Origin of the sequence: Salinibacterium sp. SWN1162 (assembly GCF_015864675.1) — a bacterium.
Classification (GTDB): Bacteria; Actinomycetota; Actinomycetes; order Actinomycetales; family Microbacteriaceae; genus Rhodoglobus.
Genome location: NZ_JADYWT010000001.1, coordinates 710,358 through 724,060, shown reverse-complemented (window position 1 = coordinate 724,060; position 13,703 = coordinate 710,358). Strand labels below are relative to the sequence as shown.

13 protein-coding genes and 1 tRNA gene are annotated in these 13,703 nt (G+C 63.5%); 6 read left to right on the top strand and 8 right to left on the bottom strand.

Annotated features, from left to right (window positions below):
* Window positions 1–5: 5 nt before the first annotated feature.
* The gene (locus tag I6E58_RS03345; protein ID WP_197130400.1) at window positions 6–1,238 is read right to left on the bottom strand and encodes a M10 family metallopeptidase domain-containing protein; all 1,233 of its coding nucleotides are present in this window, start codon (window positions 1,236–1,238) and stop codon (window positions 6–8) included.
* A gap of 183 nt (window positions 1,239–1,421) precedes the next feature.
* Between I6E58_RS03345 and I6E58_RS03340 the strand changes: the two genes are divergently transcribed.
* Window positions 1,422–1,931, top strand: coding sequence for an N-acetyltransferase (locus I6E58_RS03340; protein WP_129072276.1), 510 nt, complete (start codon window positions 1,422–1,424; stop codon window positions 1,929–1,931).
* 72 nt (window positions 1,932–2,003) lie between these two features.
* Here the strand turns inward: I6E58_RS03340 and I6E58_RS03335 are convergent, their stop codons facing one another.
* Genes I6E58_RS03335 through I6E58_RS03325 form a run of 3 tightly spaced genes read right to left on the bottom strand, consistent with a single transcriptional unit; the run spans window position 2,004 to window position 6,225 of the window.
* The gene (locus tag I6E58_RS03335) at window positions 2,004–3,785 is read right to left on the bottom strand and encodes an amidase (RefSeq protein WP_197130397.1); all 1,782 of its coding nucleotides are present in this window, start codon (window positions 3,783–3,785) and stop codon (window positions 2,004–2,006) included.
* Window positions 3,782–4,861, bottom strand: coding sequence for an agmatine/peptidylarginine deiminase (locus I6E58_RS03330; protein WP_197130393.1), 1,080 nt, complete (start codon window positions 4,859–4,861; stop codon window positions 3,782–3,784). Before I6E58_RS03330 ends, I6E58_RS03335 begins: the two co-directional genes overlap by 4 nt.
* A gap of 2 nt (window positions 4,862–4,863) precedes the next feature.
* The gene (locus I6E58_RS03325; RefSeq protein WP_197130390.1) at window positions 4,864–6,225 is read right to left on the bottom strand and encodes an NAD(P)/FAD-dependent oxidoreductase; all 1,362 of its coding nucleotides are present in this window, start codon (window positions 6,223–6,225) and stop codon (window positions 4,864–4,866) included.
* Window positions 6,226–6,280: 55 nt separating this feature from the next.
* Here I6E58_RS03325 and I6E58_RS03320 point away from each other — a divergent pair, with 55 nt between their 5' ends.
* Together I6E58_RS03320 and I6E58_RS03315 are read left to right on the top strand one after the other, a co-directional pair.
* Complete coding sequence (locus I6E58_RS03320) at window positions 6,281–6,883, top strand: TetR/AcrR family transcriptional regulator (protein ID WP_197130387.1); 603 nt, start codon at window positions 6,281–6,283, stop codon at window positions 6,881–6,883.
* Between the two features lie 269 nt (window positions 6,884–7,152).
* Window positions 7,153–8,172, top strand: coding sequence for a TerC family protein (locus I6E58_RS03315; RefSeq protein WP_197130384.1), 1,020 nt, complete (start codon window positions 7,153–7,155; stop codon window positions 8,170–8,172).
* Window positions 8,173–8,257: 85 nt separating this feature from the next.
* On the opposite strand, the gene I6E58_RS03310 is transcribed toward I6E58_RS03315, so the two are convergent.
* The 4 genes from I6E58_RS03310 to I6E58_RS03295 form a co-directional block, all read right to left on the bottom strand.
* On the bottom strand, window positions 8,258–9,667 hold the full coding sequence (locus tag I6E58_RS03310; RefSeq protein ID WP_197130381.1) for a cell wall-binding repeat-containing protein: 1,410 nt from the start codon (window positions 9,665–9,667) through the stop codon (window positions 8,258–8,260).
* Window positions 9,668–9,877: 210 nt separating this feature from the next.
* Entirely contained in the window at window positions 9,878–10,333 is a 456-nt protein-coding gene (locus I6E58_RS03305; RefSeq protein ID WP_197130378.1) for a nuclear transport factor 2 family protein, read from the bottom strand.
* A gap of 182 nt (window positions 10,334–10,515) precedes the next feature.
* Window positions 10,516–10,605 (bottom strand) — tRNA-Ser (locus I6E58_RS03300).
* Window positions 10,606–10,641: 36 nt separating this feature from the next.
* Entirely contained in the window at window positions 10,642–11,202 is a 561-nt protein-coding gene (locus I6E58_RS03295; RefSeq protein WP_197130374.1) for a hypothetical protein, read from the bottom strand.
* 141 nt (window positions 11,203–11,343) lie between these two features.
* On the opposite strand from I6E58_RS03295, the gene I6E58_RS03290 reads away from it, so the two are divergent.
* The 3 genes from I6E58_RS03290 to I6E58_RS03280 are packed head-to-tail and all read left to right on the top strand — an operon-like array spanning window position 11,344 to window position 13,702.
* Window positions 11,344–12,999 (top strand): FAD-dependent oxidoreductase, encoded by a 1,656-nt coding sequence (locus I6E58_RS03290; RefSeq protein WP_197130372.1) that lies wholly within the window; start codon window positions 11,344–11,346, stop codon window positions 12,997–12,999.
* Window positions 13,000–13,058: 59 nt separating this feature from the next.
* The gene (locus I6E58_RS03285) at window positions 13,059–13,361 is read left to right on the top strand and encodes a rhodanese-like domain-containing protein (protein WP_197130370.1); all 303 of its coding nucleotides are present in this window, start codon (window positions 13,059–13,061) and stop codon (window positions 13,359–13,361) included.
* A 2-nt stretch (window positions 13,362–13,363) separates the two neighbouring features.
* Window positions 13,364–13,702, top strand: coding sequence for a metal-sensitive transcriptional regulator (locus I6E58_RS03280; protein ID WP_197130368.1), 339 nt, complete (start codon window positions 13,364–13,366; stop codon window positions 13,700–13,702).
* Window position 13,703: the final 1 nt, after the last annotated feature.

Sequence of the window (13,703 nt, the reverse complement as noted above, 5' to 3'; positions counted from 1 at the left end):
TGGATTCAGTCGTCGAGCACCACTATGCATCCGACTCCGTACGCTTCGAGATCCGAAGAATGGAAAGTGCTCAGCCGAAACTGCACCCGACGCCCCCGGCCCACGATTGCGCCGGGGAAGAGATTGCTTGGTGCTCCTGGTGCGCCAAGATGCTCGCCGCCGGTGCCCACCGCGGCTGGGGAAGTGCCGTCGACCGTGAAAATGTCCATGGCAATGCCGTTGTCGCGGTCGTAGTCGGTGAGGGGGTCAACGAACGTTGTCTCGCCCCATGCCAAGAACCGGCGCTCGCGCCCCAGATCGACAACCGCTGAGTGGCTTCCGCCGGCAAAAGCGTGCAGGTGCGCGACAGCAGCACGGTCTCGGAACCCCACGCGGAACGGATACAGGCTGAGGATGCCGCGAATATCTTCCTCGGCCAGAGTGTGGTCGCCATTATTGACGTACGGATACATCGACGCGCTTCCTTCGCGCGAATGTCCCAGCCCAAGTGCGTGGCCGATCTCGTGGATCGCTGTGTTGCGAAGGTCTTGCGACGAGAGAAATCTAAGCAACTCAATCGAGGGTCCGGGCCACGTAAAAGGAGGGAGGTGAGCCCAGTCCCGCCACGTCTCAGCCTCGTCAAAATGGACTCGCCCATCCTCGGGAAAGAACCCATGTGCGACCACATCACCGCGGCCGTCGAATGCAGATCCGTCACCGTGGTCTCCGGTCTCCCAACCCAACTGTATGTCGGCGCTAAGCCCACCCGTTCGCTCAAAGGTGAGCGGCGACACCGCAGCCCACACGTCGAAGGCCGCATCGATCGCATCCACCTCGCCCGCCATATCGGGGGTGGAGTTGTAGACGTTGTAGGTCAAGTCATAACGAGGCCATGGTTGTGAGTTGAACTGGATCGTGAACGGGTCGGTCTCGGGATCTCCCGCAGAACTGAGGTCTTCTGCGCGCACCACCTCAGCGGGAACGTCAGGGCACGCACAACGAATCTGTGACATCAGCTTCAACGTCTGCACGTCGATTCGACCAGACAGCGGCAGTCGAAAGAACTTCTGGTAAAGGAATACGGCTTTCTGCACGTGCTCGCAATACGACTCTTCGGGGCACTGGCACTGCTCGTCGAGAATGTAGCCCGATCGTCGCAGTCGCAACCTCAGGTCGCCAACGTGGGCGTTGAAATCCCCACGGCTGTAGACGACACGAGACTTTTCTCGTGCAACTTCTTCGTTCCAAACTGCGTTCATCAGCGCGACCCTTTGAGATTCGAGTAGAAACGCGAGACAGCTTGCAATCCGTGACATCAAACTGTCAGAGGGGGTGGAACGCTTAGTCTGCTCCTGAATACGTTCACTGTCAAGGCTCCCGCTGTCGTGCGGGCTCAGCCGCTTCAGCGTCCGCGGTCGCGCCCCGCAACTAGACTCCAGATCATGCGCACGCCAGAGTTCACGATCCGACGAACGGATGCCGACGACTGGCGCGAAGTTCGCACGCTGCGGCTTGAGATGCTCGCGGACACCCCGATGGGCTTTGCCGAGCGACTCGATAGCGCCCGCAGCGCCACCGAAGCAGACTGGCGTTTTCGAGCGGTTCGCGGTCAGAATCCGCGCGGCATCGCGATTGCGGCGATCACGACCGACGGGCGTTGGATTGGCACGATGGGGGGCTACGTCCCTGACGCCACCACGGGCCCACTCCTGGTTGGTGTGTATGTCACGCCCGACTTCCGCGGCCGCAAGGCTGGCGTGACGGATGCCCTGCTCTCGACTATCGAAGAGTGGGCAGCCACCTACGGCAGCACCCTCACGCTCGGCGTGCACGAAGACAACGCGCGGGCTCGCGCCGCCTATGAGGGTCGTGGCTACGTGCTCACGCGGCACTCGGTCCCTTACATACTCGACAAGTCCCGGCGCGAACTCGAGATGATCAAGCAGCTGTAGCGGTGAGCGTGGCAGCGGGTTCGACCGCGCGCGCAGGCAAGCGTCAGCGTTCGCTAGCGCGCCACGGCCACCCTAGTCAGTCAGCGGCGCAGTACGCGGCGGCGCCACCCGACGCTGCGAGACCGCTTCGTACGCGACACCGATACGCAGCAGGTCGAGATCGGAGTACGCAGCACCCGCGAAGGTAATTCCCACGGGCATCCGGATGTCGTCCATGAGCCCCATAGGAACAGTCACGGTCGGGATGCCCAGGTGCCGAATCGCGAGGTTTCCGTTCGCGACCCAGACGCCGTTTCGCCAACCGGCCGCTGCCGTGGCGGGGTTGGTGCCCATATCGGCGGCGCCCACATCAGCGACCGCGGGGAAGACTACGGCGTCGAGCTCGTTGGCCCGCATCCACTCTTCAAGGTCAATGCGGCGAGTTTCTTCGAGGCCGCGCACGCCACTTTCGAGCTCGGGGATGTCGGTGAATGCCGCATACGGGTGGTCGCGCACCTGCGTCGGGTACACCGCGATGTCGTCTTCGAAGCCGTCATAGTGATCGTGCGGAGTGCCCGGCGTCACCGGGAAAATCGTGCTGCCGTCGACCCCGACGATGGTGTCGAAGTTCGGGTCGCCGTTGGCCTGCAGAAAGTCTTCCCACGCCCACGCCGAGAGGTCGACGATTTCGCGCTTCAAGAACTCGGGGCTCACGAGACCGCGGGTGGCGATCGCGGGGGCTCCGGCGCGGTCGGCCTCGTAGTTTGAGACGGCCGGAAAGTCGACCTCGACCACGGTGGCGCCGGCGGCTTCCAGGTCACTGCGCGCTTGGTCGAACAGGGTCAGGATGCTCGGGCGGGTGTCGATCGCGGTTCCTGTCGGACCGCCGACTCCTCGCGTACCCGAGCCCGCCTCGGTGTCGCGGTTGATGTACATCCGGGGAACGCCGAAGCGCTTGCCCGCCAACGGCAGCGCGGCAGCAGCGGAGCCAGCGGTGGCATCCGCTTCAGGCGCCGCAGCCGGCGCACCTTCGCCAGCGTCAGTTCCCGCCTCCACCAGCAGCGACAAATACGTCTCCGGTCGCCCACTCGACGCCGCCGGAATCTCGATCCACGGCTGCGAGCGCCAAAAGTCGCCCCGAGCATCCGCATCGTCAAACACGATCACGTCGAGCACGGCGAGCAGGTCGGCCATGGTGCGGGTGTGCGGCACGACGACATCCATCGTGGGCACGAGGGGCCAGTTGCCGCGTACTGAAATCACTCCGCGCGAGGGCGTATAGGCACAGAGGGCGTTGTTGGAGGCCGGCGCCCGGCCGCTCGACCAGGTTTCTTCACCGAGGCCGAAGGCCGCGAAACTCGCGGCCGTTGCGGTGCCCGATCCGTTCGACGATCCCGAACCATAGGCGGCGGTGAGGTACTCGGCGTTGTACGGGCTCTCGGCACGGCCGTAGACGCCGGGCTGCATTCCGCCGTTGGCCATCGGGGGCATGTTGGTGAGGCCGAGGCAGATCGCTCCGCCGTCGCGCAGGGCCCCAATGGTGGCGGCATCCCTCATCGCCATCAGGTCGGCGAAGGCGGGGCTGCCCGCCGCTGCCGTGAGCCCGCGATGCAGGTAGCTGTCTTTGGCCGTGTACGGGATGCCGTCGAGTGGCCCCCGCAGCTGACCAGCGGCCCGGCGCGCATCCGATTCGCGCGCTTCGGCGAGCGCCTCGGCGTTAGGAACAACGACAGCGTTGAGCTTGGGCCCGCTGCGGTCGTAGCGATCGATCCGCTCGAGGTACGCGGTGACGAGCGCTTCACTCGTGAGGGTGCCCGCGGCGAGCGCCGCCTGCAACTCGGCGATGGACGCTTCTACGACGTTGAAGGTACTCATACGATCGCTCCCGGTTCTGGTGCGGCAGCAGCATCGTCGCTGAGGCCGGGCCGTTGAGGTTGTTGTTGGGTGATGCAGTGGATGCCGCCTCCGCGCGCAAAAATCTCGCGAGAGTCAACCATGCGCACCTCGCGGCCGGGATACGCGTCCCCCAGAATGGCGGCGGCTCGAGCATCCGCCACCTCGTCATTGAAGCCACACCCAATGACTCCCCCGTTGACGACGAGGTGGTTGACGTAGCTGTAGTCGACGAAGCCGTGGTCGTCGCGCAGCAGGGCGGGCGCGGGTAAGTCAACGATCTCGAACTCGCGCCCGGCAGCATCGCGCTGGCCTTCGAGCGCAGCCCGAATCTCGGCCATGACCTGGTGGTCCGGATGCTCGGGGTTCGGTTGAGCGTGCAGCAGCACGCGCCCCGGCGACGCGATCGTCGCGACAATGTCGACGTGCCCGTTGGTGCCGAAGTCGTCGTAGTCGCGGGTGAGGCCGCGCGGCAGCCAAACCGCATGAGTCGCGCCGATCGTGCGCAGCATTTCGCTTTCGACGCGAGCGCGGTCGGCGAGCGGATTGCGGCGCGGGTCGAGCTGAACGGTGTCCGTGAGCAGCACAGTGCCTTCGCCATCGACGTGCAGTCCGCCTCCCTCGGCGACGAGGAGCGAGCTCACGAGTTCGGCACCCGAAGCCTCGGCCACAACACGACCGATCGCAGCCGACTTCTCCCACTCGGCCCACTCCGGGGCTCCCCAGCCGTTGAAGATCCAGTCGACGGCGCCGAGAATGCCGGGGCGCTCATCGTCGAGCACGAACGTGGGGCCGATGTCGCGCATCCAAAACTCGTCGAGGGGTGCTTCGAGCAGCTCAATGCTGCTGGCGAGCATCCGCCGAGCACGAACCATCTCAGTCGGGTCAACGACCATCGAGACGGGTTCGAATTCGGCGACGACATTGGCGACGTCAGCCCAGGCGGCGTAGCCGAGTTCGCGTTCAGCGTCGGTCGCGCCAAGGGTTTCCCCGATGCGGGGGAACGCCATCCAAGTGCGCTCGTGGGCGGCAGTTTCGGATGGCATTCTCCAGCTCATGGCTAGCCCTTCGGCGCGTCGATAATGGTGGATGCCAACCGGTGTCCGACCCGAATGGCGCCGTCAACGTGTTGGTACCCTTCGGCAGCGAGGTCGCTGGAGCCGAACTGAATCGGGCCAACGGGCTCAAGCTGCAGAGCGCCGTAGCGGGTGAGCCCACCGAGGTCGAAGCTGGCGGCATAGGCACCGCGCGTCCACTCTTCGGCGGCCCAGTCGCTTTCGTAGTACACGGCCGGGGTAAGTGCTTCGTCGCCGTAATAGGTCGCGAGTGATTCGAGGATGCGCTGCTTGCGGTCAGCCGGATCGAGCGCGAACAGTTCGTCGGCTTTCTCTCCCGACACGAAGCCCACGAGGGTGCCGCGCTCTTCGCCGTGGTTGGTGTTGTCGTAGGCCTCGTGCACCATTTGGTAGGGACTGAAGGCCGTGCCCGAAAGCCCGGCCGCACGCCAGAACGGGGTCGCGTAGGTCGCGTGCACCTTGATCACGAGACCGAGCGACGAGTGTTGCTGCATCTGCTGACGCATGCGTGGCAGAGCCGGCACGTAGTCAATGCGGTCGTAAAGGTTCGGCGGCACGGCCACGATCACGTGCTGCGCCGTGACCTTAAGTCCGTCACTCGTAACGGTCGCGCCCGTGGCGTTCCACTGGATCTCACGCACCGGCTGCGACAGTCGTACGACATCTTCGCCCAGGGCGGCGGCCATCACGAGCGGCACCTGCTGCAGGCCACCCACGACGCGCTTGTCGAGGATGAAATCGGCGTCGACGAGGTTGCTGAAGCTGCCGGCGCTGGCCGCCATGAGCAACGCCTGCAGCAGCGAGAATGCGTGAGCGGGCTTCGTGAGCATTGCCTCGGCAACGTAGAGGGCAATGTTGTCGATCGCTTCAACATCCGTGCTCTGGCTTTCGAGCCACGCGCGGTACGAGATGCGGTCGAATTCTGCCGCCCGCGGATGCTCCCACGGGGCCTGCAGGTCGAGCTCGGTGACGAGTTCGTCGAGTACGGCAATGAGCCGAGTGATTTCCGCTTCGGTCGTGGCTCCCGCCGGAAAGATGTCTCCGGTGAAGCGGCGAGCCACACCATCCTGCGAGACGTAGACGCTCTCGCCCTCGCGATAGCGCGAGTAAGTTTCGAGGCCCAACTCGGCGAGCGTGTCGATGAGAGCGGTCTGGTCGGGCGATACCCACTGACCACCGATCTCATACATTTGGCCGTCGATGGAGTTCGTCCACAGGCGTCCGCCGATGCGGTCACGCGCTTCAAGCACGATCACGGTCTTGCCGGCGGCGACAAGATCGCGTGCTGCGGTGAGGCCGGTGGCGCCGGCTCCGACAATGACGACGTCACAGTTAATGGTGTTCATCCCTCCATTATTTACCACCTGTTCAATAAGAGTCAATAGCAGCTACACTGCGAGGATGGCAGCAGGCACAACCCGACGACGAAACGCCACCGAACGGGCATCCGAAATTCGTGAAGCAGCGCAAGAGATCGCCCTGACTCGTGGCCTCGCCGCCATCTCACTGCGCAGCCTTGCCGCGCACTGCGGAGTCAGCGCGCCCCTCATCACCCACTATGAACCGAGCATGGAAACCCTCGTGGCTTCCACCTTCGAGTCGATCGCCGAGAAAGAGATCGCCGAGGTCGCACGACACGCGCACGCCCCCGCCGACCCACTCGACCAGCTTCGCGCTCTTCTCGAGGCTCTCGCTGATCCGACCCGCGACAACGTCGGCGAAGTCTGGGCAGACGCGTGGAGCCTCGGCCGACGCAACGACCTGCTCGCCGCAGCCGCCCGCCAGTCAATGGACTCCTGGCACGCGCTCGCCATCGGCATCATCGGTAAGGGTCAGGATGCCGGCCAGTTCGCCACCGTAAGCCCCGAGCGCGTCGCCCTCGTTCTTTTCGCACTCGTGGATGCCACGTCTGCCTACCAACTCGTCAACTTTCGAAGCCGCGACACCCGCGACTCTCTCGTGCGCGAGACCCTCGAAGACATGCTCGACGTCTCGTTGAGCTAGGCGCACGAACAGCGCCCCTGCGAGCAGCGCGATCAGCGATCAGCCCTCTCGAAGAGCCGCACGGTCACCGGCGCAAGCTGAGAAAACACCTCATCCGGGCGCTGACCCGTTGAGCGGCATCCGGAATTATGGTTCAGTTATGAGCACGGAGGGGAGTAGTCCCCGCGAAGCTCATCGTCATTACGGTCGTGTCATCATGGCCCGGTGCAGCTAGGGCCTGAAAAGGCTCGACGAGACCTCCAGAATTTCTAACATTCTGGAGTTGTTTCATGAACGTTCCCCTGTGGGCTTGGCTCGCTGTCGTCGGTGTCATTCTCGTGATGCTCGCGATCGACCTGATTGCACATCGCACCGCCCATGTCATCAGCGTGCGTGAAGCCGCAGCGTGGTCGGTCGTCTGGGTCGCTTCCGGCGTGACCTTCGGTGGCATCATTTGGTGGCTGTTCGGCGCAGAGTTCGGCCAGCAATACTTCGCCGGCTTCGTGATCGAGAAGTCACTCGCGGTCGACAACGTGTTCGTCTGGGCCATCATCTTCTCGGCCTTCGCCGTGCCGCCGCAGTTTCAACACCGGGTGCTGTTTCTCGGCGTCATCGGCGCTCTCGTGTTCCGCGGCATCTTTATCGCCGCCGGCGCAGCGCTGCTCAGCAGCTTCGCCTGGGTGCTTTACGTGTTCGGTGCCTTCTTGGTGTTCACGGGCATCCAGATGCTCCGCAAGCGCAACGAGCATTACAACCCCGAGAAGTCGGTGGTGCTCAAGATCTTCCGTCGCCGCGTGCCGATGACGGATGCCTTCTACGGCCAGAAGTTCGTCGTGCGCAAAGCGGGCGTGCTGCTTGCCACCCCGCTGCTGGCCGTCTTGGTACTCGTCGAAATCACGGACATCGTGTTTGCGGTCGACTCGATCCCAGCAATCTTCGCGGTCACCGATGAAGCCTTCCTTGTCTTCACCGCGAACGCCTTCGCGATCCTGGGCCTGCGCGCAATGTACTTTCTGCTCGCTGACCTCATGCACCGCTTCATCTACCTGAAGATTGGGCTCGCCCTCTTGCTCGTCTGGGTCGGCGTCAAGATGCTTCTCCTCGACGTGTACTACATCTCCACCACGCTGTCGCTCGGTGTGATCTTCCTCATCCTCGCCACTTCCATCGGCGCGAGCCTGTGGGCAACTCGAGGGCAACCGCGTCACGCTATCGAGACGCCAGCGAGCGGCGGATTCCGGATGGCGACCGAGCTCGAAATCGCAGAGCTCGACGCGCCACAGCAGCGCGAACACCCGATCGAACGCTAAACGCTAGGCCGCAGACATTGAGCGGCAGCGGGCAACGCAAGAGCCCCGCACTCCTTGCGGAGTACGGGGCTCTTGTCAGTCGCGATCAGGAGCAGGGAGTCATCTTGGCCACTCCGTTGCCGAGAGCTCCCGTTCCACCGAGCAGCACCCGGTTCGAGGTGTCGAAGTCTTTCAGGTTTCCGACGACGCTCTTCGGCACGCAGTTACCTGGCACTACGTAGAGCGGAGCCGACGTGTTGCCCGCAAGAGCAGCTCCGGCGAGCGCATCCGCGTATCCAGTACCGACGGCGAAGAACGCGCGCGGTGCAGTATCGAAGCTGGCGTCATTGATCGCCTGCGATGTCGCATAGCGGTCGCTACCGGAATAGCGGGTGGTGGAGTCGATGCCGGGCTGGGCATCCAGCGCCTTCATGACCTTTGATGACACAACTCCGGTTCCGCCGGCAATCATGATGTCCGAGACATCGAGGCGGTCGATCAGTTTGGCTGTCGCACTGTCGACTCCGTTAGCTTTGCCATCGATGAGGATGACGGGGCTTTCCGTGCTGCCGGCTGCGGCGCTCGCACTCAGCGCATCGGGGTAGTTGGCACCCGTCGCGAAGAATGCGGTGTCCGCGCCTTGCGGGAATGCCCGCTGGACCACGATTCGCGAGGTTTCGTAGCGGCTCGCTCCCCCGTCGCGGCGAATCTTCGGGGCGAGCTTAGAGAGCTGCGAGTAGATGGATTTCGACAGCACACCTTCACCACCGACGACGACGATGAGTGCCGGCTTGAGACGTTTGATTTCGTTCTTGACGACCGTGGGAAGCCCTGTCGGTGGTGTCAAGAGAAGAGGCCCGCCCTGCATCGCGGCGGCAGGCGCAGCGCTCAGCGCATCCGGGTAGTTGTCGCCGGTTGCGACATAGATGACGTCAACGCCGGGCTTGTATTCCTGCGAGATTGCAACTGCGGTCGAGTAGCGGTCAGCACCGGAGAGGCGCTCGACGCCACTCGGCGTAACGGCCGGTGCGGGAACGCTCTTGCCGTACTTAGCGAAGTTCTGAACGGCCCACGTCGTGCCATTGATAGTGAGGAACGAGATACCGATGTGGGTGTAATCGCCCATGATGTTGGCGCGATGCCCGGAGGAGTCCATCCACGCATCGTGCACGGCGGTCGGTGATGTCCAGCCACGGGCAACGTTCTCAGCTGCACGAGTCCAGCCGCTCTTGATCTGCGACGAATAGTTTGGATTGTGAGCCATCACCCCGTTGGCCGCCATCTTCTTTGCCCACGCGCTCGATACCGAGCTCAGCGACGAGTCCAACTTCAACGGGCCAAGGCCCTCAGCTGCCCGTGCGTTGTTGACCAGCGAGAGGATAGTGCCCTCTCCCGATGCCGCTGCTGGCGTCGGCGAAGAGAACGCCAAGCCTGAAGCTAATACCCCCACGATCGCAAACATTCCCAATGCGCGTACGACTGTGCGTCGCGCTCGAAACCCCCCGGTTTTTCCCACGAACTGAACGCTACGCGAGCCCTCGGCGCGCGTATAGTCCCCTCTTCCGGGGACTGAGCGTACCCAAAACGGGGCACACGGAGCACGTAAACTAGGGACTCTTGGGGATTTGACCCGGCCATTCGGGGGGCAAAACCGTTTTTCCCGACCGAGCTAAAAAACCACTGGGGTCTCGGCGGTCGCTAGGGCGCCTAGAACGCCTAGAACGCCTTAGGTCGCCGAAGGAATGATCTGGTGTACGAAGCGCGCTTCAGTGAGGATGCGTCGTCGAGAAAAAACCCAACGCCCCTCTTCGCGCACATACTCATCCTCGTACCGAATAAGAAAGTTGTGCGCGAGATCGAACGGCAGCCGCTCGTTCTGATGAAAATCTTCATAGAGGTGATGCGCAATGCAGTAGACCTCTCCCGTCGCGGTGTCGCCATCAACCCGGATCTGCTGAGTGGTGACAGAGTGCAGGGTCTTGGCGTAGCGCTTCAGCTGATCCTCCGGGATGCGCACCACATCGTCATATCCGCGGGGCGCCGAGGAGCCGCTCTCGAAAACCACATCGCGCGAAAACAGTGACCGCCAGATCTCGACATCATTCTTATCGAGAGCCATGGCGTAACGGTGGGAGAGGTCTCGAACGGCGAGTTCGTCGAGCAGAGTGTCAAGAGGGTTCACGGCACCACTTTCGTTCGGTTCAGAAGAGCGACTAATCGATCTGGCGATTGCACCATATCAGCCGCCTTTTCTGCGCTGAAGCCTCCCAGTCGCCGCGAGCGCTAGCGCCACCGCGAAGCCCGATCCACCCTCCCGAGCGAACAAAAAAGCCCCAGATTCTAAAAGAATCTGGGGCTTTTCTTTGGCGGTACCGGTGGGATTTGAACCCACGGTGCGCTTTCACACACACAACTTTTCGAGAGTTGCACCTTCGGCCGCTCGGACACGGTACCGGGAGAGAGTTTAGTACAGATATCCGCGACGTGCGTTCACGAGTTCTGGCGCATCCAACTGAGCCCGTGCAGGAGCAGCGCGCCGACCAGAGAAAGTGAGCCGAACGAGAACCCGATCGGCGCTAGCGACTGCACTGTTGCGACCATTTCGTAACTCGCCACCTCGATGTTTCCCACGCCATAAAGGATGCTGTTGGCCCACCATAAAGCGGTCGAAGCGGCGGCTAGCCCGCCGATACCGAGGGCCCACAGCGCATAGAGCCATGGGTTGCGAGCGAGACTCGTGGGTTCGGCCGGCGCCGCCACCTCCGTCGGCTCTCCCGAGTCATCCACATACTGCGATTGCCCTGCCTGCTGACCAGGAGAGTTCGCCGTTTCCGGTGCGAGCGAGGGTGACTGGGCAGGCGACGAAGACGGCACTGGTCGCGCTTGCGGCACTGGCGGCACTGGCGAAGACGCAGGTTTGGGCGTCGGCGTCGGCATCAGCGGAGCGAAGATGTCGGCCTCCGCGGCGTCGGCCTCCGCGCCGGGCTCCCCCGTTGCGTAGCCACGCTGGAATGCAGCATCGAACCGAGGATCGAAATTGTTGCTGGCCACGTGGAAGCTCCCTTGTTCGTCGCTCCATCGTAAACACGATCGGCGCAAAATCGCGCATTCCTCAGCAATCTGACGCCCACCCAGTTTCGCCCGACGAGAACACGCAGTGGGCTGTCATACCCCTAGGGGTATGCTCGAACCATGAGCTCCGCCAGTACCCCACGCCCCCGTCGCATCCTCGTCATTGGTGGCGTCGCGGCCGGAATGTCCTTCGCCACTCGCATGCGTCGCCGCGATGAGCGCGCCGAAATCGTGATCTTCGAACGCAGCGGTCACGTCTCGTTCGCCAATTGCGGCCTCGCCTATTACTTGGGCGGCGTCATCACCGAGCGAGACGAGCTCCTGCTCCAAACGCCCGCCAGCCTCGGCAGCCGCTTCGGTCTCGACGTTCGCGTCAACCACGAAGTCACCGCGATCAACCCGGCGGGCCACACCATCACGGTGCACAACCGCGACGACGACACCACAAACACTGAGCACTTCGACGAGCTCGTCATTGCTACCGGCGCGAGTGCGGCTATCCCGGCCATCCCCGGCAGCGAGCGGATGCTCGTGCTTCGCAACATCGAAGACGTCGACGCCCTCGACTCTTCCCTCGGCGACCTCGACCCAACGACCGCGAACGTAGTCGTGCTTGGCGCTGGCTATATCGGCGTCGAGATGGCCGAGAACCTGGCCAAGCGCGGCCTCAACGTCACCCTTGTACAGCGCCCCGCCCACATTCTGGGCACTCTCGATGCCGAGATGGTCACGCCCGTCGAAGCCCATTTGCGCGCCAACGGCATCGACCTACGCCTCGGAACAGAAGCGGTGACGGTGGATGCCTCCTCCGTGCGCCTCAGCGATGGCACGAGCGTCGCGGCAGACGTCGTCGTCGCAGCGATTGGAGTGCGGCCCGACAATGCCCTCGCCGTACACGCTGGCCTCGCCACTGGAGCCTCGGGCGGCATCCGTGTCGGCGCCGGCTACAAGACCAGCGAGCCACACATCTATGCAGTGGGCGATGTCGCCGAAAAAATCGGCGCGATCAGTGGCGAGCACGAGCTCGTCGCCCTCGCCGGTCCCGCCAACCGCGACGGCCGCTACCTTGCCGACACCCTCGCGGGCGACGATGTGGCCTCGAAGCCCGCCCTCGGCACAGCGATCGTGGGAGTCTTCGATCTGACCGTCGCGAGCCTCGGCTCGACTGAGCGTGCGCTGCGGGCCGCCGGCCGCGACATCCGCGTCATTCACACCCACCCCGTGTCTCACGCTGGCTACTACCCCGGCGCTCAGTCGCTCTCGCTCAAGCTGATTGTCGATGCCACGACCGACCTTATTTTGGGGGCTCAGGCCGTGGGCCAAGAGGGCGTCGACAAACGCATGGACGTTCTTGCCACCGCCACGAGCTTCGGCATTACCGCGAGCGCTCTCGCGGACCTCGAACTCGCCTACGCGCCCCAGTACGGCTCCGCCAAAGACCCCATCAACCACCTCGGTTATGTTGCGAAGAACCTTCGCGACGACCTCAGCGCCTCGGTTCAGTGGCACGAAATCGACGCTGAACTCGCGGCAGGAACGCTGCTGGTGGATGTTCGCACTGCCGCCGAATTCGAACGCGGCGCCATCCCGCACGCCGTCAACATTCCGCTGGACGAGCTTCGCGGCCGCCTCGACGAACTCGGTGACCGCCGCGTCATCGTGCACTGCCAGGTGGGCCAGCGCGGCCACACCGCCGTGCGCATTCTCGCCCAGAATGGTTTCGATGCCGTGAACCTCGACGGTGGCTACCGCACGTGGAGTGCGGCCACTGCCTAGACCAGCGGCTTCGCCCTCCACCAATCGCTCACGCACCTCATTCACCCCTAAGGAACCTCATGATCACCATCACCCCCAAGACACTCTCTGAACTCACCAACCCCGTCATCGTTGATGTGCGCGAACCGGTCGAATACGTTTCGGGGCATGCGCCCGCGGCGGCCAGCATTCCACTCGGTGAACTTGTCGCCCGCGTCGAAGAGATCGACCGCGATGACACCGTCTACGTCATTTGCGAAAGTGGCGGACGCAGCGCTCAGGCCGTCGAATGGCTCAGCACTCAAGGCTTCGACGCCGTCAACGTTGAAGGTGGCACGTCGGCGTGGCGCAACGCTGGCCTGCCTGTCGCGAAGGGCAACTGATCATGACGACGGATGCTGCAGCCACCGCCACCGCCACCGCGGAGAGCACGGCAGTTGCTGCCGATGCTGGCCACGATCCCGAAGCGATGCGCAAGGTGATGAATCGCCTCAAGCGCGCCGAGGGACAGCTTCGCGCCCTCATCGAATCGATGGGCGCGGACTCGAACTGTAAAGATGTCGTGACGCAGCTTTCGGCCGTGAGCAAGGCCCTCGATCGCGCTGGCTTCATGATCATCGCCAACGCGTTGCAGTCATGCTCGACCGAAGACGCTGATGGTCAGGGCAACCACGACGGTATGACGAAAGACGATATCGAGAAGCTGTTCCTCACCCTCGCGTAGC

Bases quoted from the DNA above. Each gene is read 5' to 3' on its own strand.
- I6E58_RS03345 (WP_197130400.1), bottom strand. From the start codon at position 1,238: ATGAACGCAGTTTGGAACGAAGAAGTTGCACGAGAAAAGTCTCGTGTC.
- I6E58_RS03340 (WP_129072276.1), top strand. From the start codon at position 1,422: ATGCGCACGCCAGAGTTCACGATCCGACGAACGGATGCCGACGACTGG.
- I6E58_RS03335 (WP_197130397.1), bottom strand. From the start codon at position 3,785: ATGAGTACCTTCAACGTCGTAGAAGCGTCCATCGCCGAGTTGCAGGCG.
- I6E58_RS03330 (WP_197130393.1), bottom strand. From the start codon at position 4,861: ATGAGCTGGAGAATGCCATCCGAAACTGCCGCCCACGAGCGCACTTGG.
- I6E58_RS03325 (WP_197130390.1), bottom strand. From the start codon at position 6,225: ATGAACACCATTAACTGTGACGTCGTCATTGTCGGAGCCGGCGCCACC.
- I6E58_RS03320 (WP_197130387.1), top strand. From the start codon at position 6,281: ATGGCAGCAGGCACAACCCGACGACGAAACGCCACCGAACGGGCATCC.
- I6E58_RS03315 (WP_197130384.1), top strand. From the start codon at position 7,153: ATGAACGTTCCCCTGTGGGCTTGGCTCGCTGTCGTCGGTGTCATTCTC.
- I6E58_RS03290 (WP_197130372.1), top strand. From the start codon at position 11,344: ATGAGCTCCGCCAGTACCCCACGCCCCCGTCGCATCCTCGTCATTGGT.
- I6E58_RS03285 (WP_197130370.1), top strand. From the start codon at position 13,059: ATGATCACCATCACCCCCAAGACACTCTCTGAACTCACCAACCCCGTC.
- I6E58_RS03280 (WP_197130368.1), top strand. From the start codon at position 13,364: ATGACGACGGATGCTGCAGCCACCGCCACCGCCACCGCGGAGAGCACG.